Annotated in this window: 28 protein-coding genes; 17 read left to right on the top strand and 11 right to left on the bottom strand. The window is 67.7% G+C overall.

Going from position 1 to position 24,887, the window contains the following annotated elements:
- Nucleotides 1–23: 23 nt before the first annotated feature.
- A complete protein-coding gene (locus AC4OR5_RS02525; RefSeq protein WP_003106635.1) occupies nt 24–1,793 on the bottom strand; it encodes an N-acetylglutaminylglutamine amidotransferase in 1,770 nt (589 codons plus the stop codon).
- Between the two features lie 142 nt (nt 1,794–1,935).
- Between AC4OR5_RS02525 and AC4OR5_RS02520 the strand changes: the two genes are divergently transcribed.
- Entirely contained in the window at nt 1,936–2,409 is a 474-nt protein-coding gene (locus AC4OR5_RS02520; protein WP_003091943.1) for a MarR family winged helix-turn-helix transcriptional regulator, read from the top strand.
- 242 nt (nt 2,410–2,651) lie between these two features.
- On the opposite strand, the gene AC4OR5_RS02515 is transcribed toward AC4OR5_RS02520, so the two are convergent.
- Together AC4OR5_RS02515 and mnmC are read right to left on the bottom strand one after the other, a co-directional pair.
- Complete coding sequence (locus AC4OR5_RS02515; protein WP_003117537.1) at nt 2,652–3,404, bottom strand: sulfite exporter TauE/SafE family protein; 753 nt, start codon at nt 3,402–3,404, stop codon at nt 2,652–2,654.
- A gap of 100 nt (nt 3,405–3,504) precedes the next feature.
- Nucleotides 3,505–5,469: a bifunctional tRNA (5-methylaminomethyl-2-thiouridine)(34)-methyltransferase MnmC2/FAD-dependent 5-carboxymethylaminomethyl-2-thiouridine(34) oxidoreductase MnmC1 gene (gene mnmC, locus AC4OR5_RS02510; RefSeq protein WP_058133908.1), complete on the bottom strand. Its 1,965-nt coding sequence runs from the start codon at nt 5,467–5,469 to the stop codon at nt 3,505–3,507.
- Here mnmC and AC4OR5_RS02505 point away from each other — a divergent pair.
- The 4 genes from AC4OR5_RS02505 to AC4OR5_RS02490 all read left to right on the top strand — a co-directional run bounded on the left by AC4OR5_RS02505 (nt 5,468) and on the right by AC4OR5_RS02490 (nt 9,234).
- Nucleotides 5,468–5,587: a hypothetical protein gene (locus AC4OR5_RS02505; protein WP_003091936.1), complete on the top strand. Its 120-nt coding sequence runs from the start codon at nt 5,468–5,470 to the stop codon at nt 5,585–5,587. The two genes, mnmC and AC4OR5_RS02505, sit on opposite strands and share 2 nt — an antisense overlap.
- 25 nt (nt 5,588–5,612) lie before the next feature.
- A complete protein-coding gene (gene pap / locus AC4OR5_RS02500; RefSeq protein ID WP_003091935.1) occupies nt 5,613–7,103 on the top strand; it encodes a polyphosphate:AMP phosphotransferase in 1,491 nt (496 codons plus the stop codon).
- Between the two features lie 152 nt (nt 7,104–7,255).
- The gene (locus tag AC4OR5_RS02495) at nt 7,256–8,440 is read left to right on the top strand and encodes a thiolase family protein (protein ID WP_003160799.1); all 1,185 of its coding nucleotides are present in this window, start codon (nt 7,256–7,258) and stop codon (nt 8,438–8,440) included.
- A 128-nt stretch (nt 8,441–8,568) separates the two neighbouring features.
- Nucleotides 8,569–9,234: a YceH family protein gene (locus tag AC4OR5_RS02490; protein ID WP_003091932.1), complete on the top strand. Its 666-nt coding sequence runs from the start codon at nt 8,569–8,571 to the stop codon at nt 9,232–9,234.
- Nucleotides 9,235–9,457: 223 nt separating this feature from the next.
- Here the strand turns inward: AC4OR5_RS02490 and AC4OR5_RS02485 are convergent, their stop codons facing one another.
- Together AC4OR5_RS02485 and AC4OR5_RS02480 are read right to left on the bottom strand one after the other, a co-directional pair.
- Nucleotides 9,458–11,029 carry a malate:quinone oxidoreductase gene (locus AC4OR5_RS02485; protein WP_003091930.1) on the bottom strand — a complete coding sequence of 524 codons (1,572 nt, stop codon included), beginning with the start codon at nt 11,027–11,029 and terminating at the stop codon, nt 9,458–9,460.
- Between the two features lie 202 nt (nt 11,030–11,231).
- The gene (locus tag AC4OR5_RS02480) at nt 11,232–11,441 is read right to left on the bottom strand and encodes a DUF6316 family protein (protein WP_003091929.1); all 210 of its coding nucleotides are present in this window, start codon (nt 11,439–11,441) and stop codon (nt 11,232–11,234) included.
- A gap of 205 nt (nt 11,442–11,646) precedes the next feature.
- Between AC4OR5_RS02480 and AC4OR5_RS02475 the strand changes: the two genes are divergently transcribed.
- The 10 genes from AC4OR5_RS02475 (at nt 11,647) to AC4OR5_RS02430 (ending at nt 20,063) form a co-directional block, all read left to right on the top strand.
- A complete protein-coding gene (locus AC4OR5_RS02475; protein WP_003091927.1) occupies nt 11,647–12,285 on the top strand; it encodes a peroxiredoxin in 639 nt (212 codons plus the stop codon).
- 250 nt (nt 12,286–12,535) lie between these two features.
- Nucleotides 12,536–13,540: an aliphatic sulfonate ABC transporter substrate-binding protein gene (locus AC4OR5_RS02470; protein WP_023100885.1), complete on the top strand. Its 1,005-nt coding sequence runs from the start codon at nt 12,536–12,538 to the stop codon at nt 13,538–13,540.
- A gap of 3 nt (nt 13,541–13,543) precedes the next feature.
- On the top strand, nt 13,544–14,368 hold the full coding sequence (locus tag AC4OR5_RS02465; RefSeq protein WP_003102304.1) for an ABC transporter permease: 825 nt from the start codon (nt 13,544–13,546) through the stop codon (nt 14,366–14,368).
- On the top strand, nt 14,365–15,114 hold the full coding sequence (locus AC4OR5_RS02460; RefSeq protein WP_003091922.1) for an ABC transporter ATP-binding protein: 750 nt from the start codon (nt 14,365–14,367) through the stop codon (nt 15,112–15,114). Before AC4OR5_RS02465 ends, AC4OR5_RS02460 begins: the two co-directional genes overlap by 4 nt.
- A gap of 153 nt (nt 15,115–15,267) precedes the next feature.
- Nucleotides 15,268–15,861, top strand: a complete 594-nt coding sequence (ssuE, locus tag AC4OR5_RS02455; RefSeq protein WP_058160535.1) for an NADPH-dependent FMN reductase — start codon at nt 15,268–15,270, stop codon at nt 15,859–15,861.
- 118 nt (nt 15,862–15,979) lie between these two features.
- Nucleotides 15,980–16,951 carry a sulfonate ABC transporter substrate-binding protein gene (locus AC4OR5_RS02450; protein ID WP_058160534.1) on the top strand — a complete coding sequence of 324 codons (972 nt, stop codon included), beginning with the start codon at nt 15,980–15,982 and terminating at the stop codon, nt 16,949–16,951.
- Between the two features lie 77 nt (nt 16,952–17,028).
- Nucleotides 17,029–18,177 carry an FMNH2-dependent alkanesulfonate monooxygenase gene (gene ssuD / locus AC4OR5_RS02445; RefSeq protein WP_058160533.1) on the top strand — a complete coding sequence of 383 codons (1,149 nt, stop codon included), beginning with the start codon at nt 17,029–17,031 and terminating at the stop codon, nt 18,175–18,177.
- A gap of 20 nt (nt 18,178–18,197) precedes the next feature.
- On the top strand, nt 18,198–18,986 hold the full coding sequence (gene ssuC / locus AC4OR5_RS02440) for an aliphatic sulfonate ABC transporter permease SsuC (protein ID WP_003091909.1): 789 nt from the start codon (nt 18,198–18,200) through the stop codon (nt 18,984–18,986).
- Nucleotides 18,983–19,807, top strand: a complete 825-nt coding sequence (gene ssuB, locus AC4OR5_RS02435; protein WP_031638864.1) for an aliphatic sulfonates ABC transporter ATP-binding protein — start codon at nt 18,983–18,985, stop codon at nt 19,805–19,807. Before ssuC ends, ssuB begins: the two co-directional genes overlap by 4 nt.
- Nucleotides 19,808–19,847: 40 nt before the next feature.
- Nucleotides 19,848–20,063 carry a TOBE domain-containing protein gene (locus AC4OR5_RS02430; RefSeq protein ID WP_003091900.1) on the top strand — a complete coding sequence of 72 codons (216 nt, stop codon included), beginning with the start codon at nt 19,848–19,850 and terminating at the stop codon, nt 20,061–20,063.
- A gap of 180 nt (nt 20,064–20,243) precedes the next feature.
- On the opposite strand, the gene AC4OR5_RS02425 is transcribed toward AC4OR5_RS02430, so the two are convergent.
- From AC4OR5_RS02425 to AC4OR5_RS02400, 6 genes are all read right to left on the bottom strand, one after another.
- A complete protein-coding gene (locus AC4OR5_RS02425) occupies nt 20,244–20,582 on the bottom strand; it encodes a HopJ type III effector protein (RefSeq protein ID WP_003091899.1) in 339 nt (112 codons plus the stop codon).
- A gap of 51 nt (nt 20,583–20,633) precedes the next feature.
- Nucleotides 20,634–20,945, bottom strand: coding sequence for a DUF1244 domain-containing protein (locus AC4OR5_RS02420; protein WP_003091898.1), 312 nt, complete (start codon nt 20,943–20,945; stop codon nt 20,634–20,636).
- A gap of 128 nt (nt 20,946–21,073) precedes the next feature.
- The gene (folX, locus tag AC4OR5_RS02415) at nt 21,074–21,445 is read right to left on the bottom strand and encodes a dihydroneopterin triphosphate 2'-epimerase (protein WP_003091897.1); all 372 of its coding nucleotides are present in this window, start codon (nt 21,443–21,445) and stop codon (nt 21,074–21,076) included.
- A 1-nt stretch (nt 21,446) separates the two neighbouring features.
- Nucleotides 21,447–22,007, bottom strand: coding sequence for a GTP cyclohydrolase I FolE (folE, locus tag AC4OR5_RS02410; protein ID WP_003091896.1), 561 nt, complete (start codon nt 22,005–22,007; stop codon nt 21,447–21,449).
- A 17-nt stretch (nt 22,008–22,024) separates the two neighbouring features.
- Complete coding sequence (folM, locus tag AC4OR5_RS02405) at nt 22,025–22,729, bottom strand: dihydromonapterin reductase (RefSeq protein WP_009313635.1); 705 nt, start codon at nt 22,727–22,729, stop codon at nt 22,025–22,027.
- A 110-nt stretch (nt 22,730–22,839) separates the two neighbouring features.
- Nucleotides 22,840–23,397, bottom strand: a complete 558-nt coding sequence (locus tag AC4OR5_RS02400) for a putative antibiotic biosynthesis monooxygenase (RefSeq protein ID WP_003102317.1) — start codon at nt 23,395–23,397, stop codon at nt 22,840–22,842.
- 279 nt (nt 23,398–23,676) lie between these two features.
- Between AC4OR5_RS02400 and AC4OR5_RS02395 the strand changes: the two genes are divergently transcribed.
- Both AC4OR5_RS02395 and AC4OR5_RS02390 read left to right on the top strand, forming a co-directional pair.
- Entirely contained in the window at nt 23,677–24,129 is a 453-nt protein-coding gene (locus AC4OR5_RS02395) for a flavodoxin (protein ID WP_003130193.1), read from the top strand.
- Between the two features lie 160 nt (nt 24,130–24,289).
- Nucleotides 24,290–24,887: IS110 family RNA-guided transposase (locus AC4OR5_RS02390; protein ID WP_491952823.1), on the top strand; the 598-nt coding region annotated here is incomplete at its 3' end.

Below are 24,887 nucleotides of genomic sequence, written 5' to 3'. Positions count from 1 at the left end.
GCCCCTGCGTTGGGGGCCCATTTTCAAAGTCCCTGTTCGCTGAGCCAGAGGTTGAGGGCGGCCAGCTGCCACAGCTTGGAGCCGCGCAGCGGTGTGAGGTCTCCGTCCGGATCGCTCAGCAGGCGATCGAATATCGCCGGCTGGAACAGGCCGCGGTCCTGGCTCGGGTCGAGCAGCAGTTCGCGTACCCATTCGCGGGTGCGGCCCTGCAGGTGCTTGAGACCGGGCACCGGGAAGTAGCCCTTGGGCCGGTCGATGACTTCGCTGGGAATTACCTTGCGCGCGGCGCCCTTGAGCACCTGCTTGCCGCCGTCGCCGAGCTTGAAGCGGGCGGGAATGCGCGCCGACAGCTCGGCCAGGCGGTAGTCGAGGAACGGCACGCGGGCTTCCAGGCCCCAGGCCATGGTCATGTTGTCGACCCGCTTGACCGGGTCGTCGACCAGCATGATCGTGCTGTCCAGGCGCAGCGCCTTGTCCACCGCGGCCTCGGCGCCGGGGCTGGCGAAGTGGTCGCGGACGAAGCGCCCGGCGACGTCCTCGACGCGGAAGCGCTCACCGACGGTGGCCAGGTATTCCTCGTGGTCGCGGTCGAAGAACGCCGCGCGGTACGCGGCGAAGGCGTCGTCGGCGCCATCCACCTTCGGATACCAGTGGTAGCCGGCGAACAGCTCGTCGGCGCCCTGGCCGCTCTGCACCACCTTGCAGTGCTTCGAGACTTCCCGCGCGAGCAGGTAGAAGGCGATGCAGTCGTGGCTGACCATCGGCTCGCTCATGGCGCGGAAGGCCGCCGGCAACTGCTCGATCACTTCGTGCTCGCCGATGCGCAGGCGATGGTGGCGGGTGTGGTAGCGCTCGGCGATCAGGTCGGAATACTGGAACTCGTCGCCGCGCTCGCCGCCGGCATCCTCGAAGCCGATGGAGAAGGTCAGCAGGTTGTCCACCCCGGCCTCGTGCAGCAGGCCCACCAGCAGGCTCGAATCGACCCCGCCGGAGAGCAGCACGCCGACCTCGCGGGCGGCGCGCTGGCGGATCGCCACCGCTTCGCGGAGGCCGTCGAGGACGCGCTCCTGCCAGTCGTCGAGCGTCAGCTCGCGCTCGTCCGGGCGCGGGCCGTAGTCCAGCGTCCACCAGGTGCGCTGCTCGCAGCTGCCGTCGAGGTCGACGCTCATCCAGGTCGCCGGCGGCAGCTTCTTCACGCCCTCCAGCAAGGTGTGCGGGGCGGGAACCACTGCGTGGAAGTTGAGGTAGAAATTCAGCGCCTGCGGATCGAGGTCGCTGGCGATGTCGCCGCCCTTGAGCAGGGCCGGCAGGCTCGAGGCGAAGCGCAGGCGCGAGCGGTCGAGGCTGTAGTAGAGCGGCTTGATGCCGAGGCGGTCACGGGCCAGGAACAGCCGCTGGCGATCGCGCTCCCAGACGGCGAAGGCGAACATCCCATTGAGCCGGGGCAATAAATCGGCGCCCCAGGCATGGTACCCCTTCAAGAGAACTTCGGTGTCGCCGCCGGAGAAGAACCGATAGCCAAGGCTTTCCAGTTCGCCACGCAGTTCGGGGTAGTTGTAGATGGCGCCATTGAACACCATGGCCAGGCCGAGATCGGGATCGATCATCGGTTGGCCGGAAGCTTCCGCCAGGTCCATGATCTTCAGCCGTCGATGTCCGAGGGCGATCGGGCCCTGGGCATGGAAACCCCAGGCGTCGGGGCCTCGAGGGGCCAGGTGGTGGGTGATGCGTTCGACCGCTGCGAGGTCGGCTGCCTGGTTGTCGAAACGAAACTCTCCTGATATGCCGCACATATTCCTTACCGGTTCTCCGTTGGGGAAGTGGGTTACGTACTCCTTCCGGGTACATGACTTACCTAACAGAGGACCGTTACAGTTGGAAGGAGTTCTATACGAATTTTCCGGGCCTATCAGGACCCTTAACGAAGAATTTATTATGGTTGAAAGTAATAAGACCGCTGCCGATACCTATTCGCTCGCTATTTTCCGCGCCATCCGCCGCCTCCAGCAGGCCGCTGAAATCCACTCCAAGCGTCTCAGCCGATACGGCGGCCTGACCCCGCTGCAATTGCTGATCCTGCATGTCCTGGCGGTGGAGGGAGAACTGACCGCGACGCAACTGGCCAAGCTGGTCAGCCTGTCCCAGGCATCGCTCTCCGGCGTGCTCGACCGCCTCGAAGGACGCGGCCTGCTCTATCGTCGGCGCGACGAACAGGACCGGCGCAAGTCCTGGCTGCACCTCGACCCGGCCGGCCACGAAGCCCTGGCGGAGGCGCCGCCGCTATTGCCGGAGTACGTGATCGAGCGCTTCGCCGCGTTGCCCGAGTGGGAGCGCCACGGCCTGCTGGCCGCGCTGCTGCGCGCGGCCGACCTGTTCGGCCTGCCGGAAGAGGACGTCGAAGAAGAGTGAGGGCGCCAGGTTCGCTACGAAAGACAGTCGCGTCGGCGGTCTTTACCTGGCGAACCTGCCGATGCCTTGCCGGTGCAGGCTGGTGGACAAGCGCGTTGTACGCCATGGCGTGACCTCCGCGTAGGGCGGATAACGCCGTCGGCGTTATCCGCCGACCCAGCGATATCCGCCCGACGACATGGCATGACCGTCGAGCAGGGCGCATAACGCCGCTTCCCCGGTGCCCCGGCCGCCGAGGAAAGCTACCCGCCGTAGAGCTTCTGCGCCGCCAGGGAGAAGCTCACCGCCACCAGCATCAGCGCGAACAGGCGTTGCAGGGTCGGGCCGCCGAGGCGCTGCGCCAGCAGGTTGCCGCCGAGCACGCCGACCGCGCCGCCGGCGGCGAGGCCGCCGAGCAGCGGCAGCGGCGGGTGGGCGCCGGTCAGGTAGATCAGGAAGCCGCCGCCGGAGACCAGCGCGATCACCGCCATCGAGGTGGCGGTGGCGGCCATCATCGACAGCGGGGTGAACCAGAGCAGCCCCGGCACCACCAGGAAACCGCCGCCCACGCCCATCAATCCCGACAGTAAGCCGACCGCCAGGCCGATGCCGAGCAGCGGCAGGCTCCGTGCCTGGTCGCTGGCCTCGCGTTTCATCCCGGCGCCGCGCCACATGCGCCAGGCCGACCAGAGCACCAGCAGGCAGAAGGCGACGATCAGCACGCCTTCCGGGACGAAGCGGCCGAGCCATTGGCCGACGGCGTTGCTCGGCAGGCCGGCCAGCGCCAGGACCAGCACCGGCCGCCAGGCCACCTGGCCCTGGCGAGCGCGCGGGATGGCGCCGATCAGCGCCGACAGGGCGACCGCGCCGAGGCTCACGCCGATGGCGTCGCGCAGCGGCAGGTGCAGGCTGAGCAGCAGGGGCAGGGCGACCAGCGAGCCGCCGGCGCCGGTGAGGCCGAGCAGCAGGCCGAGAACGGCGCCGATGCCCAGGGATTCGAAGAGCAGTACATCCATCGTCGATCAACTGTTTCCGCGGGTGAGCCAGCCGGTGGTCCGGTATGGCCTGCGCGTGCGGCAGGCTCGAAGGGTAGCGCAAATCGGTGCGCCCGGGGCTTCAGCCGCGCTGCCCACGCACCAGGTCGCGCAGCAGGAAGCGGTTCGGGTGGCAGGCCTCGGCCACCGCGCGCGGCAGCGGCAGCGGCTCGCCGCAGATCCACGCCGCCAGCAGTTCGCCGGACAGCGGCGCGCTGATCAGCCCGCGCGAGCCGTGGCCGCTGTTCAGGTACAGGCCTGGCAGCCAGGGGCAGGCCCGCTCCGGCACCTGGCGGGCGTCACGGGCGAGCACCGCGTAGGCCTCGTCGAAGGCCGCGCGCTCGGCCAGCGGGCCTACCAGGGGCAGGTAGTCGGGGCTGGTGCAGCGGAACGCCGCGCGGCCTTCCAGGCGCTCCAGCGGCAGGTCGTCGGCGCCCAGGCGCTGCAACAGGTCGGGGGATATCTCCCGCAGCAGTTCGAGGTTGCCCTGGTGTTCGGCGAGGGTCGGCGCCAGGTCTTCGCTCTTGAAGTCGAAGCTGGCGCCGAGGGTGTGTTCGTCGCCACGCGGCGGTGCGACGTAGCCCTCGGCGCAGACCACGGTGCGCAGCGCCCGGCTTTGCGGGGTGGCCGGCAGGCGGGTGACCTGCCCGCGAATGCGCTTCAGCGGCAGCTCGGCGGCGGGCGGGAAGTCGCGGATGTCGGCGGCGGTGGCGAGGATCGCGAGTGGCGCGCGGGCCAGGCATTCGTCGCCGGCGTAGGCGCACCAGTCGTCGCCCTCGCGGCGCAAGCGTACCGCCCGGCCGCTCAGCAGGGTGATCCCGGGGGTGGCGGCCAGGGCCTGGCACAGCGCGGGCGGATGGACCCAGCCGGCTTCGGGATAGAACAGGCCGCCGGCGGGCAGGGCGACGCCGGCGAGGCGCTCGGCCTGCTCGCGGTCCAGGCCGTGCAGCAGGTCGGCGGGGAAGGCTGCGGCCAGTTGCGCCTGGCGTTGCGCTTCCTTGGCGTCGAAGGCCAGTTGCAGTACGCCGCAGGCGTCCCAGTCGTGGCCGCGCCGCAGGCGTTCGAGCAGCCGGCGGGTATGGCCGAAGCCGCTGAGCACCAGGCGCGACAGCGGCGTGCCGTGGGCCGAGAGTTTCAGGTAGAGCACGCCCTGGGGGTTGCCCGAGGCTTCCCGGGCGAGGCCGGGATGGCGTTCGATCAGGGTCACCTGCCAGCCGCGCGCGGCGAGGCTGGCGGCGCTGGCGCAGCCGGCCAGGCCGCCGCCGACCACCAGTGCCGCGCGGCGCCCGGCGTGGGGCGCGGGGCGTGCGTACCAGGGCTTGCCGGCGTTCGCCGGCGGCCCCTGGTAGGTGCCGCCGAGCATCTCGCGCTTCTGCCCGTAGCCCGGTACCCGTTGCATGGCGAAACCGGCCTCGATCAGCCCGCGGCGGACGAAACCGGCGCTGGTGAAGGTGCCCAGGGTCGCCTGCGGCGCCGACAGTCGCGCCAGTTCGGCGAACAGCGCGGGCGACCACATGTCCGGGTTCTTCGCCGGGGCGAAGCCGTCGAGGAACCAGGCGTCGACCCGCGCGTCGAGCTGCGGCAGGCACTCCAGGGCATCGCCCAGCAGCAGGGTCAGGCCGACCCTTCCGCCCGCGAACGCCAGGCGCTGGAAGCCCGGATGCAGGGCGAGATACTGGTCCAGCAGGGCTTCGCTCCAGGGCGCCAGTTCCGGCCATAGCGCCAGGGCGCGGCGCAGGTCGGCGGCGGCGAGGGGGAATTTCTCCACGCTGACGAACTCCAGACGCGCGCCGGCCGGAGCAACCCGTTCGAACAATTGCCAGGCGCAGAGGAAGTTCAGTCCGGTGCCGAAGCCGGTCTCGCCGATGCACAGCACCTCGCCGTCGCCCAGCGCGGCGAAGCGCTCGGCCAGGCGGTTGGTGGCGAGGAACACATGGCGCGTCTCGTTGAGCCCGGAATGCCGGGAAAAATATACGTCGCCGAAGGCGCGGGATAGCGGCTGGCCGTTTTCGTCCCAGTCGAGCTGGGCATGCTGGAAGTCGGACATGGCAGAACCTGAAAAAGCGGATGGCGCATTTTACGGGGCTTTGCCGGCCAGCGGCGAGGCGCTGCGCGAACATGCCGCGGCGCCGCGCAGACAGCCGCACGCCGATCCGCTACCTTGAAGGACTCAGGTTAAGGGAGACCTCCATGTTCGAATCCGCGGAAGTTGGCCACAGCATCGACAAGGACACCTACGAGAAGGCCGTCATCGAGTTGCGCGAAGCGCTGCTCGAGGCGCAGTTCGAGCTCAAGCAGCAGGCGCGCTTCCCGGTGATCATCCTGATCAACGGCATCGAGGGCGCCGGCAAGGGCGAGACGGTCAAGCTCCTCAACGAGTGGATGGACCCGCGCCTGATCGAGGTGCAGAGCTTCCTCCGTCCCTCCGACGAGGAGCTGGAGCGGCCGCCGCAGTGGCGCTTCTGGCGGCGCCTGCCGCCCAAGGGGCGGACCGGTATCTTCTTCGGCAACTGGTACAGCCAGATGCTCTACGCGCGGGTCGAGGGGCATATCAAGGAGGCCAAGCTGGACCAGGCCATCGATGCCGCCGAACGCTTCGAGCGCATGCTCTGCGACGAAGGCGCGCTGCTCTTCAAGTTCTGGTTCCATCTCTCCAAGAAACAGTTGAAGGAGCGTCTCAAGGCGCTGGAGAAGGACCCGCAGCACAGCTGGAAGCTCAGTCCGCTGGACTGGAAGCAGAGCGAGGTCTACGACCGCTTCGTGCATTACGGCGAGCGCGTGCTGCGCCGTACCAGCCGGGACTACGCGCCCTGGTACGTGGTGGAAGGCGCGGACGAGCGCTACCGCGCCTTGACCGTCGGCCGCATCCTTCTCGAAGGGTTGCAGGCCGCGCTGGCCACCAAGGAGCGCGCCAAGCGCCAGCCGCACGCCGCACCGCTGGTGTCGAGCCTGGACAACCGTGGCCTGCTGGACTCCCTGGACCTGGGCCAGTACCTGGACAAGGACGCCTACAAGGAGCAGCTCGCCGCCGAGCAGGCGCGCCTGGCCGGGCTGATCCGCGACAAGCGCTTCCGCCAGCATTCGCTGGTCGCGGTGTTCGAGGGCAACGACGCGGCCGGCAAGGGCGGCGCCATCCGCCGTGTCACCGACGCGCTGGACCCGCGCCAGTACCATATCGTGCCGATCGCCGCGCCGACCGAAGAGGAGCGCGCGCAGCCCTATCTCTGGCGCTTCTGGCGGCACATCCCGGCGCGCCGCCAGTTCACCATCTTCGACCGTTCCTGGTACGGCCGCGTGCTGGTGGAACGCATCGAGGGCTTCTGCGCACCGGCCGACTGGCTGCGCGCCTATGGCGAGATCAACGACTTCGAGGAGCAGCTCAGCGAGTACGGGATCATCGTGGTGAAGTTCTGGCTGGCGATCGACAAGCAGACCCAGATGGAGCGCTTCAAGGAGCGCGAGAAAACCCCCTACAAGCGCTACAAGATCACCGAGGAAGACTGGCGCAACCGCGACAAGTGGGACCAGTACGTGGACGCGGTGGGCGACATGGTCGACCGTACCAGCACCGAGATCGCGCCCTGGACCCTGGTCGAAGCCAACGACAAGCGCTTCGCCCGGGTCAAGGTGCTGCGCACCATCAACGACGCCATCGAGGCGGCGTACAAGAAGGACAAGTGAGGCCTGCCGGAATGCGGCGCCGTCCTCTCCAGGGGATGGCGACGCATACGCCGGATGAATGATCGGTGCCTCGCGCGATTGCCTCGCCTTATCCTCGCTCGATCCGGCCGCTGCCCCGGCGGCCGCCCGACAATAACAGCGAGGGTTCCCCCATGCGTGAAGTGGTGATCGTCGACAGCGTCCGGACCGGCCTGGCCAAGTCCTTCCGCGGCAAGTTCAACCTGACCCGGCCGGACGACATGGCCGCCCACTGTGTCGACGCGCTGCTGGCGCGCAACGACCTCGACCCGCTGCTGGTGGATGACTGCATCGTCGGCGCCGGCTCCAACGAAGGCGCCCAGGGCCACAACATCGGGCGCAACGTGGCGGTGCTCTCCGGCCTCGGCATCCAGGTGCCGGGGATGACCCTCAACCGCTACTGTTCCTCCGGCCTGCAGGCGATCGCCATCGCCGCCAACCAGATCGCTTCCGGTTGCAGCGAGGTGATCGTCGCCGGCGGCGTCGAGTCGATCACCCTGACCCTGAAGAGCGTCAACACCGACCACCTGGTGAACCCGCTGCTGCAAAGGGAGGTGCCGGGCATCTACTACCCCATGGGGCAGACCGCCGAGATCGTCGCCCGTCGCTACGGCATCACCCGCGAGGCCCAGGATGCCTACGCCCTGCAGAGCCAGCAGCGGATGGCGCGAGCCCAGGCGGACGGGCTGTTCGCCGACGAGATCGTGCCGATGACCACCCGCTACGCGGTGGAGGACAAGGCCAGCGGCGAGAAGCAGGTGCTCGACGGAGTGGTCGACCGCGACGACTGCAACCGCCCGGACACCACCCTCGAAGGCCTGGCCTCGCTGAAGCCGGCGTTCGCCGAGGACGGTTCGGTCACCGCCGGCAACGCCTCGCAACTCTCCGACGGCGCCTCGATGACCCTGCTGATGAGCCTGGAGAAAGCGCTGGCGCTGGGCCTGGAGCCGAAGGCCTTTTTCCGTGGCTTCACCGTGGCCGGCTGCGAGCCGGACGAAATGGGCATCGGTCCGGTGTTCTCGGTGCCGAAGCTGCTCAAGGCGAAGGAGCTGAAGATCGCCGACATCGATCTCTGGGAACTCAACGAAGCCTTCGCCTCGCAGTGCCTGTACTGCCGCGACCGGCTGGAGATCGACAACGAGAAGTACAACGTCAACGGCGGCTCCATCGCCATCGGCCACCCGTTCGGCATGACCGGCTCGCGCCAGGTCGGTCATCTGGTCCGCGAACTGCGCCGGCGCAACCTGCGCTACGGCGTGGTGACCATGTGCGTCGGCGGCGGCATGGGCGCCAGCGGGCTGTTCGAAGCCGTACGCTGAGCCCGTGCGCGACGGCGGGCCCCGCAGGCCGGGGCTCGCCTCATGGGTTTTATTTACATGACGCTCCGTGCCATCCCCGGCGACTCGCGCTAGGCTAGGCGCCTTTTTCCTTGCATAGGGATGTAGCGATGTCCACCGAGCCCAACTCGCCGTTCGTCGACGACCCGCTGAGCGCCGTCGATGCACGGATTCTCGGCAGCCTCGTCGAGAAGCAGGCGACCACTCCGGAAACCTATCCGCTGACCCTCAATGCCCTGGTCCTGGCATGCAACCAGAAGACCAGCCGCGATCCGGTGATGAACCTCACGCCCGGCCAGGTCGGCCAGAGCCTGCGCCAGCTCGAGGGGCGCGGCCTGGTCAGGCTGGTGATGGGCAGCCGCGCCGACCGCTGGGAGCACACCCTGGGCAAGGGCCTGGAATTGGTGGCGCCACAGGTGGCGCTGCTCGGCCTGCTGTTCCTGCGTGGTCCGCAGACCCTCAACGAACTGCTCACCCGCAGCAACCGCCTGCACGATTTCGACGACGTCGAGCAGATCCGCCACCACCTGGAACGCCTCGCCGGCCGTGGCCTGGCCGTGCACCTGGAGCGGCGCGCCGGGCAGCGCGAGGAGCGCTACATGCATCTGCTCGGCAGCCAGGCCGACCTCGAGGCCGCCGTGGAGGCGATGGGCAGCGACCCGGAACGCGCCGCGCCGGCCGCTCTGTCGGCCGATGCGGAAGCGCGGATCGCCGAGCTGGAGACGCGCCTGGCGGCGCTGGAGGAGCGCCTGGCCAGGCTCGAAGGAGGGGCGTGATATCGCGGGTGGGCGCAATCGGTGACATGCAGGTTCCGGCGGATAACCGCGAGCGGTTGTTCGCCCTACGGCCCGCAGTGACTTTGTGGGCGGCGCTGCCTGTCGGGTAGGGCGAATAACGCCAGCGGCGTTATCCGCCGATGCGCCGCCCCGCAAGGCGCACGCCAACCCAAAAAAGCCCGGCTATTGCCGGGCTTTTTCATGCGCGCGCGTCGGTGGCCGATCAGGCCTCCGGCTGTACCGGCACGTGGATCAGTTGCAGGCGCTCGCTGCTCCAGGCACGGGTGCTGTTGGTCAGCTCGATGTCGTTGTTCAGCTTGCGCCCGTAAGACGGCACGATTTCCTTCAGGCGTGCCTGCCACTCGGGGGTGGCGACCTTGTCCTTGAAGGCCTTCTCCAGCACCGACAGCATGATCGGCGCGGCGGTCGAGGCGCCCGGCGAGGCGCCGAGCAGGGCGGCGACGGAGCCGTCGGCGGCGGTCACCACTTCGGTGCCGAATTGCAGTACGCCGCCTTTCTCGGCGTCCTTCTTGATGATCTGCACGCGCTGGCCGGCCTGCACCAGCTTCCAGTCCTCGTCGCGGGCTTCCGGGAAGTACTCGCGCAGCGAGGCCATGCGGTCGTCCTGGCTGAGCATCAGCTGGCCGATCAGGTACTGGCTGAGATCGAAGTTGTCGATGCCGGCGTTGAACATCGGGCCGATGTTGCTGCTGGTCACCGAGCCCGGCAGGTCCCACAGCGAGCCGTTCTTCAGGAACTTGGTGGAGAAGGTGGCGAACGGACCGAACAGCAGAACCGGCTTGCCGTCGATCATGCGGGTGTCGAGGTGCGGCACCGACATCGGTGGCGAACCCACCGAAGCCTTGCCGTAAACCTTGGCCAGGTGGCGCTTGACCACGTCCGGGTTGGTGGTGGCGAGGAACGAACCGCCCACCGGGAAGCCGGCATAGCCTTCGGCCTCGGGGATACCGGACATTTGCAGCAGCTTCAGCGCGCCGCCACCGGCGCCGATGAAGACGAACCTGGCCTTGACGCTGGTTTCCTTGTCGCCATTGGCCAGGTCGGCCATGGTCACGGTCCAGGTGTTATCGTCGTTGCGCTTGAGGTCGCGGACCTCATGTTGCAGGCGCAGCTTGAAGGTGTCCTTGGCCGACAGCGAGCCCACCAACTGGCGGGTGATCTCGCCGAAGTTGACGTCGGTGCCGATCGACATGCGCGTGGCGGCGATCTTCTGCCCCGGCTCGCGGCCTTCCATCACCAGCGGCACCCACTGCTTGATCTGCTCGGGGTCTTCCGAGTACTCCATGCCGCGGAACAGCGAGCTGTGCTGCAGGGCGGCGTGGCGCTTCTTGAGGAAGGCGACGTTGTCGTCGCCCCAGACGAAGCTCATGTGCGGGACGTTGTTGATGAACGACTTCGGATCGTTCAGCACCTTGCGGTCGACCTGGTAGGCCCAGAACTGCTTGGAGATCTCGAAGTTCTCGTTGATCGCCACCGCCTTGCTGATATCCATCGAGCCGTCCGCGGCCTCGCTGGTGTAGTTCAGTTCGCAGAACGCCGAGTGACCGGTGCCCGCGTTGTTCCAGCCGTTGGAGCTTTCCTCGGCGACCTTGTCCAGGCGCTCGACCATCTCGATGGTCCAGCCCGGTTCCAGTTCGTTCAGATAGGTACCCAGGGTGGCGCTCATGATGCCGCCACCGATCAGGAGCACGTCGACCGGTTTTTCCGATTCGACGCTGTTTTTGGAGCAACCCAGCACGCTGACGCACAAAAGCATCAATAAGATTTTTTTCATGGATTTACCGCTAGAAAACGTGGAGAAGCGTGGATACGCACGACGTGGCAGGTATTCACCGGGTGAATGATACTGGAACTCACCCCCGATGTGAGTGCGTTCACATGCGGTGACATTTGCCTCGGCGTTCCGCCGAGAATACCTGCCTTCCCTTTCTTGAACGTTTCAGCCGCCGGGAAATAAATTCCGCGCCTGTATCGTTTCAGTGGGAACCCGGCGCCTGGATTTCCGCCGATTGGCGCATCCTGCGGATATACGCGTCGATTTCCCGCTCCGCGTCGAAACGGGTGAAGTAGGGACCTTCCAGGGTCCCTTCGCGGGTGGAGAAGAAGTACTGGCCATTCACCGAACTTATCCGATCGCTGCGGAAGCGGGTGGCCGGGACGGGATCGGTGGAACGTTTCCCCAACATGACGGCGACTCCTGGATGGCGGGCCAAGGTGATTTCAGTGTAGGCGGGGGTTGGCCGGGCGGCAGGCCGGCGGACGAAAGGAGACGGATTTCCAGGCGAAGGGTTGGGTATTCTATTTTTGGTTATAAGAAAATCTGAATTTATTCTTTTTAACGTCGACCGGCCTTGGGCATAGTGGGTCCCAACACGAACAAGGAGTGACCCCATGAGCCTCAGACTCGGCGACATCGCCCCCGATTTCGAACAGGATTCCAGCGAAGGGCGCATCCGCCTCCACGAATGGCTGGGCGACAGCTGGGGCGTGCTGTTTTCCCACCCGGCCGACTTCACCCCGGTGTGCACCACCGAGCTGGGCTTCACCGCCAAGCTCAAGGACCAGTTCGCCCAGCGCGGGGTCAAGGTCCTGGCGCTGTCGGTGGATCCGGTGGACTCGCACCTGAAGTGGATCGACGATATCAACGAGACCCAGGACACCCGGGTCAATTTCCCGATCATCGCCGACGCCGATCGCAAGGTCTCCGAACTCTACGACCTGATCCACCCGAACGCCAACGACACGCTGACCGTGCGTTCGCTGTTCATCATCGACCCGAACAAGAAGGTGCGCCTGATCATCACCTACCCGGCGAGCACCGGGCGCAACTTCAACGAGATCCTCCGGGTGATCGATTCGCTGCAACTGACCGACGAGCACAAGGTCGCCACGCCGGCCAACTGGGAGGACGGCGACGAGGTGGTGATCGTGCCTTCGCTGAAGGACGAGGAAGAGATCAAGCGGCGTTTCCCCAAAGGCTACCGCGCGGTGAAGCCCTACCTGCGCCTGACACCCCAGCCCAACCGCTGAGGCCGGATTCGTCCCGCCTGCATGGGCAGGCACGGCAGGCGGGACCTTTTATTCGACGGTGCGTGCCGTCATGCAACGCTGTTTAGCCACGAGCAGGGTTTTTGGCCGGTTTCGACCGGCCCTCTTTTTTATGTGCGCCAGCGCGTCGCCGCGACGCTTTCTATCCGCCATCCGTTTCCGAAACCGGCTCTGACTTGCCCGCCAGACGGGGAGAAGGCTCGCTCATCCACCTCCTTCCAGGAGCAGACGCATGATCGCCGCTCTCCGTCGCTGCCGGGCCTGGCTGGCCCTGCTCGCCGTTCTTGCCGTGTTTCCCGCGGCCGAGGCCGCCGACGCCCCCGCTGAAATCCGTCTCGACTATGCCTACTACGCCCCCACCAGCCTGGCGCTCAGGAAGTTCGGCTGGCTGGAGAAAAGCCTGGACGGCAGCGGCACCCGGGTGCGCTGGGTGTTCAGCCAGGGCAGCAACCGTTCCCTGGAATACCTCAACGCCGGCAGCGTCGATTTCGCCTCGACCGCCGGCCTCGCCGCGGTACTCGCGCGGGCCAACGGCAGCCCGGTACGTACAGTATACGTCGCCAGCCGCCCGGAGTGGACCGCGCTGCTGGTGCGCAAGGATTCGCCGATCCGCAGCCTCGCCGAACTCAAGGGGCGCAAGGTGGCTGCCACCAAGGGCACCGATCCCTACCTGTTCCTGCTCCGCAGCCTGCACAGCGTGGGCCTGGACAAGAACGACCTGCGTATCGTCCACCTGCAGCATCCCGACGGCCGGGTAGCCCTGGAGAAGGGCCAGGTCGACGCCTGGGCCGGGCTCGATCCGCACATGGCGGCCAGCGAGTTGCAGGCCGGCTCGCGGCTGCTCTACCGCAACCTCGGCTTCAACAGCTACGGTGTGCTCAACGTCCGCGAGGATTTCGCCGAACGCCATCCGCAACTGATCCGCCAGGTGCTGGCGGCCTACGAGCAGGCGCGCCACTGGGTGATCGGGCATCCCGACGAGGCCGCGCAACTGCTTGCCGAGGAAGCCGGCCTGCCGCTGGAAGTGGCTCGCCTGCAACTGTCGCGCACCGATTTCAGCCAGCCGCTGCCGGGCGCCGAACAGGTCGCCGCGCTCAAGGCCGCGGCGCCGATCCTGGCGGACGAGCGCCTGGTGCGGCCGGGCGTGGACGTGCAGAAGGTGGTCGACGAACTGATCGCGCCGCAGTGGGCCGCCGAGGTCATCGGCGGTGCCCCGTTGGCGCGCACGGAGCCCTGAGCCATGGTCAGCCAGAGCCTGCGACTGGCCCGGCGAGTCTCGCGCCGGGCGTGGCGACTGCGCGTGCCGGGCGCCTGGCGGGCCTGGGCCTTGCCGCTGCTGGCGCTATCGTCGTGGGAAGCGCTGGTGCGCCTGGGCTGGCTGCCGGCCTACCAGATGCCAGCGCCGAGCGGCATCCTGCTGACCCTGGTGGAACTGGCTCGCGGCGAGCTGTGGGGGCATGTCGGCGCGAGCCTGGCGCGGGTCGCCGCCGGTTTCGCGATCGGCAGCGGCCTGGCCCTGGTGGTCGGTACCTGGGTCGGTCTCAGTCGTCGCGCCGAAGCCTACCTGGAGCCGAGCTTCCAGGCCCTGCGGGCGATCCCCAGCCTGGCCTGGGTGCCCTTGCTGCTGCTCTGGTTCGGCATCGACGAGACGCCGAAGATCGTCCTCATCGCCCTCGGCGCCTTCTTCCCGGTCTACCTCGCGCTGGTCGCCGGGGTACGCGGGGTCGATCGCAAGTGGGTGGAACTGGGGCGGCTCTACCGTTTGTCGCGCTTCGCCCTGGTCCGCCGCATCCTCCTTCCGGCGGCGCTGCCGAACCTGTTCACCGGCCTGCGCGGGGCGCTCAGCCTGAGCTGGATGTTCCTCGTCGCGGCGGAGCTGATCGCCGCCACCCAGGGCCTCGGCTATCTGCTCAGCGACGGTCGGGAAACCTCGCGTCCGGACCTGGTGATCGCCGCGATCCTGGTCCTGGCGGCGCTCGGCAAGCTCAGCGACGGCCTGCTCCGCTCGCTGGAGCGCCGGGCCCTGCGCTGGCGCGACAGCTTCGACGGGGAGGGCGGCGCATGAGCGGCCTGCTCGACCTGCTGGAGATTCGCAAGGCCTATGGCGATACGCGGGTGCTGGAGGGCGTGGCGCTGTCGCTGGCGCCCGGCGAGGTGGTCAGCCTGCTCGGCCCCAGCGGTTGCGGCAAGAGCACCCTGCTGCGGATCGCCGCCGGACTGGACGACGACTTCCAGGGCACTGTCGAACGCAACCCGATCCTCGGCTTCGGCCCGGACGGCGAGAACGGCCGCAGCGGCGGCATCGGCGTGGTGTTCCAGGAGCCGCGCCTGCTGCCCTGGCTGACGGTGGCGCAGAACGTCGGTTTCGCCGACGGCTGGCTGGAGGACGAGCACTGGGTCGAGCGCCTGCTCGCCGATGTCGGACTGGCCGGCTGCGGAGGATTGCTGCCCAAGCAACTGTCCGGCGGCATGGCGCAGCGCGCGGCGATCGCTCGCGGTCTCTACGGACGGCCGCAGGTGCTGTTGCTCGACGAGCCGTTCAGCGCGGTCGACGCCTTCACCCGCATGCGCCTCCAGGACCTGCTGCAGGACGTGGTGCAGAACTACGAGATCAGCGTCCTGCTGGTCACCCACGATCTCGACGAGGCGTTCTATCTCGCCGACCGCGTGCTGCTGATGGGCGGCCGTCCCGGACACATCCGCCGCGAGTTCCACGTACCGCTGGCGCGTCCCCGCGACCGCCGGGCGGTGGAGCTGGCCTACTTGCGCGGCGAGGCCCTGACCGAAATGCAGCGGGCACACGTGCTCTGAGGCAAGACCCCGAACCGGGTTCTTATATGCTTTATGGAATAAATAAATGAATAAAAAACATTTATTGGAATATGAGGCCGCCTGTTAAGGTCTATGCAACTTGGTTAGCAAGCAAAACGAATATCCTGTTTTCCGGTTATAAGGAATCCCCCCATGCTCGTCGTTTCCATCGCCGGAAGTCCCAGCGTACGCTCCCGCTCCGGGGTGTTGCTGGAGCGTGCCAGGGACTGGCTGAGCCGTCGCGGCGTCGAGGTGGCCAGCCACCAGGTGCTGGATTTTCCCGCCGAGGACCTGCTGCGTGCCCGCCTCGACAGTCCGCCGGTACTGGCGCTGGCCGAGCAGATCGGCCGCGCCGACGGCCTGCTGGTCGCCACCCCGGTGTACAAGGCCTCGTTTTCCGGCGTGCTGAAGGTCCTGCTCGACCTGTTGCCCGAGCGCGCCCTGGAGCACAAGGTGGTGCTGCCGTTCGCCACCGGCGGCAGCAGCGCGCACATGCTGGCCGTGGACTACGCATTGAAGCCGGTCCTGGCCGCGCTCAAGGCCCAGGAGGTGCTGCACGGCGTATTCGCCGTGGACAAGCAGATCGCCTACGCCACCGAGAGCGACCCGGCGCGCCTGGAACCGGTCCTCGAGCAGCGCCTGGAAAACGCCCTGGAAACCTTCCACCTGGCCCTCTCGCGACGGCCGCAGCCGATCGACCCGCAGTTGCTCAACGAGCGCCTGGTGAATGCCCGCTGGAGCATCTGATCCGTCCGCCGCCAGCGCACGCGCGCCGCGGCCCGAATGCACAACGCAGACACGACGACCTCACTGTTCCGTCAACGGCGCGGCAGGTTCGGCACCCACAACGACAAAGGAGAGCGCCATGCGCACCATCGCTTTGCGTCGTGGACTGGCGGCCCTGCTGGTGGCGGCCCTGTCCTACGGCGTCCAGGCCGACGAGAAGTCGGCCAATACCCTGCGGATCGGTTATCAGAAATACGGCACCCTGGTCCTGCTCAAGGCCCGCGGCACCCTGGAGAAACGTCTCGCCGAAGACGGCGTGAAGGTGCAATGGACCGAGTTTCCCGGCGGCCCGCAACTGCTCGAGGGGCTCAATGTCGGCAGCATCGACTTCGGCGTGACCGGGGAAACCCCGCCGGTATTCGCCCAGGCCGCCGGCGCCGACCTGCTCTACGTGGCCTACGAACCGCCGGCGCCGACCAGCGAGGCGATCCTCCTGCCGAACGACTCGCCGATTCGGTCGGTGGCCGAGCTGAAGGGCAGGAAAGTCGCCCTGAACAAGGGCTCCAACGTGCATTACCTGTTGGTCCGCGCCCTCGAGCAGGCCGGCCTGAAGTACAGCGACATCCAACCCGTCTACCTGCCGCCGGCCGACGCCCGCGCCGCCTTCGAGCGTCACAGCGTCGACGCCTGGGTGATCTGGGACCCCTACCAGGCCGCCGCCGAGAAGCAGTTGTCCGCGCGGGTCCTGGTGGATGGTCGCGAGCTGGTCGACAACCACCAGTTCTACCTCGCCACCCGGACTTACGCGCAACGGCATCCGCAGGTGCTCGACAAGCTGGTGGACGAGATCCGCCAGGTCGGCGACTGGTCGCGGGCCAACCCGCAGCAGGTGACCGAGCAGGTCGCGCCGCTGCTCGGGCTGCCCGCCGACATCACCCTGACCGCGGTGAAGCGCCAGGGCTACGGCGCGCAGTTGATCACCCCGGCGGTGGTCGAGGCGCAGCAGAAGATCGCCGACACCTTCACCCAGCTGAAGCTGATTCCCAAACCGCTGAGCATCAAGGACGTGATCTGGACGCCATCGGCCGGCAAGGTCGCCAGCGCACCCTGAGCCCGTACCGCCCACATACCGACACGATCATCGCGCGGCTACGCCACGCCGGCGCGCTCACCCTGGAGTCAATTGCGATGAGCCTCGAGATTTTCTGGTTCCTTCCCACCCACGGCGACGGCCACTACCTGGGCACCACCCAGGGCGCCCGTGCCGTCGACCACGGCTACCTGCAGCAGATCGCCCAGGCCGCCGACCGCCTGGGCTTCGGCGGCGTACTGATCCCCACCGGACGTTCCTGCGAGGACTCCTGGCTGGTCGCCGCCTCGCTGATCCCGGTAACCCAGCGCCTGAAGTTCCTCGTCGCGCTGCGTCCCGGGATCATTTCGCCGACCGTGGCCGCGCGCCAGGCGGCGACCCTGGACCGGCTGTCCAACGGCCGCGCGCTGTTCAACCTGGTCACCGGCGGCGATCCCGACGAACTGGCTGGCGACGGCCTGCACCTGAGCCACGCCGAACGCTACGAGGCCTCGGTCGAATTCACCCGCATCTGGCGTCGCGTGCTGGAGGGCGAGACCGTCGACTACGCCGGCCAGCACATCCAGGTGAAGGGCGCCAAACTGCTCTATCCGCCGTTGCAGCAGCCGCGTCCGCCGCTGTACTTCGGCGGTTCCTCGGAGGCCGCCCAGGACCTCGCCGCCGAGCAGGTCGAGCTGTACCTGACCTGGGGCGAGCCGCCGGCGGCGGTTGCCGAGAAGATCGCCCAGGTACGCGAGAAGGCCGCCCGCCAGGGCCGCCAGGTGCGCTTCGGGATCCGCCTGCACGTGATCGTCCGCGAGACCAGCGAGGAAGCCTGGCAGGCCGCCGATCGCCTGATCGCGCACCTCGACGACGACACCATCGCCCGCGCCCAGGCCTCCCTGGCGCGCTTCGACTCGGTCGGCCAGCAACGCATGGCCGCGCTGCACGGCGGTTCGCGCGACAACCTGGAAGTCAGCCCCAATCTCTGGGCCGGCGTCGGCCTGGTGCGCGGCGGCGCCGGCACCGCGCTGGTCGGCGACGGGCCGACGGTGGCAGCGCGGGTCAGGGAGTACGCCGAGCTGGGCATCGATACCTTCATCTTCTCCGGCTATCCGCACCTGGAAGAGTCCTACCGGGTCGCCGAACTGCTGTTCCCGCACCTCGACGTGCAGCGCCCGGCGCAGCCCGAGGGACGCGGCTATGTCAGCCCGTTCGGCGAGATGGTGGCCAACGACATCCTGCCCCAGCAGGCCGCGCAGAGTTGAGAGCGGTCGGAGCGAACGACATGAGCATTTCCAAACGACTGGCCGAGCGCCTGGCGCCTTGGGCGCTGCCGCTGGTCCTGCTGGCGGTGTGGCAGGCGGCGGTGGAGTTCGGCTGGCTGTCCAGCCGCATTCTCCCCGCGCCCAGCGCCGTGCTCGAGGCCGGCTGGGCGCTGCTGCGCAGCGGCGAGATCTGGCAGCACCTGGCGATCAGCGGCTGGCGCGCGGCGATCGGCTTTCTCATCGGCGGCACCATCGGCCTGGTGCTGGGCTTCGTCACCGGCCTGTCGAAGTGGGGCGAACGCTTCCTCGACAGTTCGGTGCAGATGATCCGCAACGTGCCGCACCTGGCGCTGATCCCGCTGGTGATCCTGTGGTTCGGCATCGACGAGTCGGCGAAGATCTTCCTGGTCGCCCTCGGCACGCTGTTCCCGATCTACCTGAACACCTACCACGGCATCCGCGGCATCGACCCCGGCCTGCTGGAGATGGCGCGCAGCTACGGGTTGTCCGGCTTCGCCCTGTTCCGCCAGGTAATCCTGCCCGGCGCGCTGCCGTCGATCCTGGTCGGGGTACGCTTCGCCCTCGGCTTCATGTGGTTGACCCTGATCGTCGCCGAGACCATTTCCGCCAGCTCCGGCATCGGTTACCTGGCGATGAACGCCCGCGAGTTCCTGCAGACCGACGTGGTGGTCCTGGCGATCCTGCTCTATGCCGTCCTCGGCAAGCTCGCCGACCTCGCCGCCCGCGGCCTGGAACGCGTCTGGCTACGCTGGCACCCGGCCTACCAGGTCAAGGGAGGTGGCGCATGAACGCGCACAACGCCGCCCTTGGCGGCACTCCGCAGCGCCTCAAGCGCGGTATCCCGCTGGCCCTGCGCGGAGTGGCGCGGCGCTTCGGCGAGCGCGAGGTGCTCAAGGACATCGACCTGCTGGTTCCGGCCGGGCAGTTCGTCGCTATCGTTGGCCGCAGCGGCTGCGGCAAGAGCACCTTGCTGCGCCTGCTGGCCGGCCTCGACCAGCCCAGCCGCGGCGAGTTGCTGGCCGGCTCGGCGGCGCTGGCCGAGGCCCGCGAGGACACCCGGCTGATGTTCCAGGACTCGCGCCTGCTGCCGTGGAAGCGGGTGATCGACAACGTCGGCCTCGGCCTGCGCGGCGACTGGCGGGCGAAGGCCCGGCAGGCGCTGCGGGCGGTCGGCCTGGCCGAGCGTGCCAACGAGTGGCCGGCGGCCCTGTCCGGCGGGCAGAAGCAGCGCGTCGCGCTGGCTCGCGCGCTGATCCACGAGCCGCGCCTGCTGTTGCTCGACGAGCCGCTCGGCGCGCTCGACGCGCTGACCCGGATCGAGATGCAGCACCTGATCGAAGGACTCTGGCGCGAACACGGTTTCACCGTCCTGCTGGTCACCCACGACGTCAGCGAGGCGGTAGCGGTGGCCGACCGGGTGATCCTCATCGAGGACGGCGAGATCGGCCTCGACCTGCCGGTGGAACTGCCCCGGCCGCGCTCGCGTGGCTCGGCGCGACTGGCCGCGCTGGAAGCCGAAGTGCTCAACCGGGTGCTGGCGCAGCCGGAGCTGCCGCCGCAACCCGAACCCGTTTCACCCCTGCCCACGCAACTGCGCTGGGCGCTCTAAGCAACCATGCCTCGTTCCGAATCCCCCCAGGAGAAACGCCATGACCATCAAAGCCATCAACGTTCGTAACCAGTTCAAGGGCACCGTGAAGGAAATCATCGAAGGGCCGGTATTGTCCGAGATCGACGTGCAGACCGCCGCCGGGATCGTCACTTCGGTGATCACCACGCGTTCGGTGAAGGAACTGGAGCTGGCCATCGGTAGCGAAGTGATCGCCTTCGTCAAGTCCACCGAGGTCTCCATCGCCAAGCTGTGACGCTGGCTGCGCCGCGCTTGCGGCGGCGAGAAGGGCGGGGACTCCGAGGGGGCCCCGCCTTTTTTCGTCGGCGTATCGGCAAGGCCGGCCGGTGGCGACGGCTGGCGTGGGTCGCTATGGAACGGTCGGTAGGGCGAATAACCGCTCGCGGTCATCCGCCGTGGGGTCGACCGGGACTTCTCAGCCCCGGCGCGACAGGGGCTGGCGCTCGAAATGCACGCCGGCCAGGCCGGTCTGTTGCAGGGCGCGGATGTTGGCGTGGTCGTCGCCTTCCGGGTTATCGCGCACCGCGCGGTAGTGCTCGCCGAAGGCCAGCAGGGTTTCCTCGAGGCTGAGGCCCTCGAGGATGGCGAAGCCCAGGGTCTTGCAGGAACCTTCGTTCTGCCCGGCCGGGTTGCTCACGCTGCCGTTGTCGAAGGCGCTCGGCGTGTAGCTGTAGTGCTCGGCGATGAACGCCAGGGTGTCGGTGAACAGGTGGTGTTCGCTGCGCAGGCGCGCGCGGAAGTCGGTCAGGGTCATCGAAACAGGCTCATGGTGTCTGGGGCAGGGTTGGCAAGGGGCCCGGTGGCCTCAGGCGTTGCCCTGGCTCTTGGCGAAGGCGGCCTGTTGTTCCGGGCTCGCTTCTTTCTGGTACTTGGCTTTCCACTCGGCATAGGGCATGCCGTAGATCTCTTCGCGGGCCTGGTCATTGCTGACTTCCACCCCGAGGTCGTCGGCAGCGGCCTTGTACCACTTGGACAGGCAGTTGCGGCAGAAACCGGCGAGGTTCATCAGGTCGATGTTCTGCACGTCCTTGCGGGTCTGCAAATGATGGACCAGGGTGCGGAAGGCGGCGGCTTCGAGTTCCAGGCGTTGCTGTTCGGTGAGGTTGGCTGCGGTCATGGCGGTGTTTCTCGACGATGGCTCGGGGCAGGGTGAAGGCACAGGGCCAGGTCCGGCGATGATAAGAGTTGGCGCGGCCGGCGGGCAACGCTTGTGCGCGTCTTCGCGCGGTTCGCTCGTCGGCCGCCTCAGCGGTGGCCGGCGAGGGTGATCGAGACCGACTCGGCGAAGCGCAGCGCGTGCGGCTTGTCCACTTCCACCTCGGCGTAGCGCACCGCCGGGTTCTCCATCACCAGGTCGAGGATTTCCTGGGTCATCCGTTCGAGCAGGGCGAAGCGGTTCTCCTCGACGTGGCGGATGATCGCCTTGGTGATGGTGCGGTAGTTCAGCGCGTGCTCGATGTCGTTGACCTCCACGGCGTCCGCGGCCGGGTAGAGGATGGTCAGGTTGATCAGCACGTCCTGCTTGTTGAGGATTTCCTCCTCCTTGATCCCGATGAAGGTGCGCAGGCGCAGGTCCTTGACGCGGATTCGCGCCATTCCCGGTTCCAGTCGCGGCATGTCACTTGCTCCTTCCGATCAATTGCAGAAATTCCTGGCGGGTGGTGTTCGAGTCGCGGAACGCGCCGAGCATCACCGAGGTGAACATCTGCGAGTTCTGCTTCTCCACCCCGCGCATCATCATGCACATGTGCTGGGCCTCGATCACTACCGCCACGCCGGCGGCGCTGGTCACCTGGCGGACCGCCTCGGCGATCTGCCGGGTGAGGTTCTCCTGGATCTGCAGGCGGCGGGCGAACATGTCGACGATCCGCGCCACCTTCGACAGGCCGAGCACCTTGCCGGTGGGAATGTACGCCACATGAGCCTTGCCGATGAAGGGCAGGAGGTGGTGTTCGCACAGGGAGTACAGCTCGATGTCGCGGACGATGACCATTTCATCGTTGTCCGAGGCGAACAGCGCGCCGTTGACGATTTCCTCCAGGGTCTGGCCATAGCCGTGGCAGAGGTACTGCATGGCCTTGGCCGCGCGCTTCGGGGTGTCGAGCAGGCCTTCGCGCTGCGGGTCTTCGCCGAGACCGACGAGGATCTCCCGGTAATGCTGGGAAAGTGCTGGGTTCATAAGGGGTCCTTGGCGCCTCACTTGACGTGGCGGCCGCCGTTCACGGTCAGGGTGGTCCCGGTGACGTAGGGGTTGTCCAACAGGTAGCGAAGGCTCTGGTAGATGACTTCCGGCCCCGGCTCGATGCCGAGGGCGGATTTCGCCAGGGTGCGGGCGCGGTATTCGGCGTCGTCCCCGTCGTTGAACATCACCAGCGCCGGTGAAATGGCGTTGACCTTGATCCTCGGCGCGAAGCGCGCGGCGAACGACAGGGTCAGGTTGTCCAGCCCGGCCTTGCTCGCGCAGTAGGCGATACGCCGGGCGCTGCCCTTGCGCGCCACGTCGTCGGTGAGGTGGACGATGTCGGCGGGCTGCGAGCGTTCCAGCAGCTCGGCGCAGTGCAGGTTGATCAGGTAGGGTGCGAGCATGTGCACGCTGAACAGTTGCTGGAACGCCTCGGCTTCGTGGCCGGGCGTCTCGGCGACCCAGTCCGAGGCGTTGTGGACTATCGCTCGCAGGCTGTCGGTATGCTGCCGGAGGGACCCGATGAAGGCGAAGATGCCGGCTTCGCTGGCGAAGTCGGCGTGCAGGGTCAGCGCGCCGGCCTGGCGCAGTTCGTCCAGCGCCGGGCGCTCGCTGCGGTAGCTGACGATCACCGACTCGCCGTCGGCCAGCAGGCGACGGGCGCAATGCAGGCCGACACGCTGGCTGGCGCCGGTGATCAGGATCGGGGCTGTCGCCATGGGACTCTCACAGCAGGCGAAGGGAATCGGATGGATGCAGGGTACCCGACTGAGCCAGTCGGGCAAAGCCTTGCGCTACGGCCCACCCCGCCGGGGTGGGCGGCAAGCCGTCAGTGCGCTTCCGGCAGGCTGGCGGCGCGCTGCGGGCGGCGGTGCAGCCAGGGGGCGAGCAGGCGGCTGGAGAGGGGAATGAACCAGTAGGTCATCAGCGGGGTGAGGACCAGGGTGCTGAGCAGCACCCGCGCGGCCAGCGACAGCTCGCCGAGGTAGGGGCCGGCGCCGAGATTGAAGGCCAGCGAGACCGGGAAGAACGCCAGCCAGATCGCCACGCTCTGCTTCCAGCGCGGCGGTTTGCGGTTGTCGTCGAACCAGGCGGCGAGGCCGTGGGCGCGGCGCTCGCGCGGTTCGTCGAAGAGTCCCTGGCCGCGTTCGAGCCAGGCCTGGCGCGAGGCGGAGTGGGCCCAGGCGGCGAGGGTGGCGTCGTCGGCGAAGCGAAAGATCATCTGGAATTCGTCTCCGCCAGCGGGCGGCGCCAGCGCCCCGGAGCCGAGGTAGCCGGGGAAGTCGGCGGCGAGGGCTTCGCCTTCGCGCTGCCAGGCGAGGAAGTCGCGGTAACGGCCGGCGGCGACGCGGCGGGCCACCAGCAGGGTAACGGGAGCGGTAGACATCGTGTATCTCCTGGAACGGTTGAGCGCGCTTCGTGGGCGCCCTCGGACAACGGCGCAGCGCCGGGGGTGGTGGGCTGCGTCGGAGGACAGGCAAGGATCGTTCCCGCCGTGGTGGCGAAGGTTCGCTGCCGTGTCTACGGCAGCGCGATGACATCCCGATGATAGGGCGCGCACCGAAATGGTGCTTTTGCGGCCTGTCTGCATTGATTCGGTGCGTCCCGCTCGGCGAACGCATGCGGCATAATGCCCGGCTTACCCCTGTTGGCTTACGGAGTGTTCATGAAAGTCGCCATTCTCTCCGGCTCGGTCTACGGCACCGCCGAAGAAGTCGCCCGGCACGCCCAGAAATTGCTGTCCGAGGCGGGCCTCGAGGCCTCCCATCTGCCCCGCGCCAGCCTCGACGAACTCAAGGCCTTCGCCCCCGAGGCATTCCTGGTGGTGACCTCAACCACCGGCATGGGCGAACTGCCGGACAACCTGCAACCGCTGTACTACGCGATCCGCGACCAACTGCCGGCCTGGCACGGTCTGCCGGGCGGAGTCATCGGCCTGGGCGATTCGAGCTACGGCGACACGTTCTGCGGTGGCGGCGAGCAGGTTCGCGAACTGTTCGGCGAACTGGGCGTGCGCGAAGTGCTGCCGATGCTGCGCCTGGATGCCAGCGAAACCGTTACCCCCGAGACCGACGCCGAGCCTTGGCTGGCCGAGTTCGCCGCCGCCCTCAAGGGCTGATCCCGGGCGTACCCCGCCGAGGCGGCGGATAACCGCGAGGCGGTTATTCGCCCTACACGGGGAGGGAGCAAGCGGTAGGGCAATGAAATGGACTCCTCCCTCCTACGGCGTCAAGCGCCAGACTAATGGTGCAGCCACAAGTCCCGGAGGGGGAGTCAGCATGAACCTTAGTCGCATTGGTCTGGATCTGGCAAAACAAGTATTCCAGGTGCACGGCGTTGATCGTCACGAGCATGTGGTATGTCGTCGCCAACTCAAGCGGGCACAGGTGCGGGATTTCTTTCGCCAACTGCCGCCGTGCCTGGTGGCGATGGAGGCCTGCGGCAGTGCGCACTACTGGGCGCGCGAGCTGCGGGAGCTGGGCCACACGGTACGCCTGATCGCACCGCAGTTCGTAAAACCCTACGTCAAGGGTGACAAGCACGATGCACACGACGCCGAGGCGGTCTGCGAAGCCGCCAGTCGTCCGAGCATGCGCTATGTCCCGGTGAAGAGCGCAGAGCAGCAGGCCGTGCAGTCGGTGCATCGGGTGCGCAGCCGTCTGGTGCGGGCCCGCACGGCGTTGTGCAATGAGGTGCGTGGCTTGCTGGGCGAGTTCGGGCTGATCGCGACGCGACGTGGGCGAGCGGCGACGATGGTCTTGCTCGAAACGGTCACGGCTACCGAACCGGCGTCCTTGCCGGCCCCGATGGGCGAGCTGTTGCGTGAATTGAAAGATGAATTGCAGACGCTGGAGGCGCGCATCGCTCGACTGGAGC

The sequence above is a fragment of the Pseudomonas sp. YA1 genome, assembly GCF_058680555.1.
This window is presented reverse-complemented; position numbering and strand designations above follow the sequence as displayed.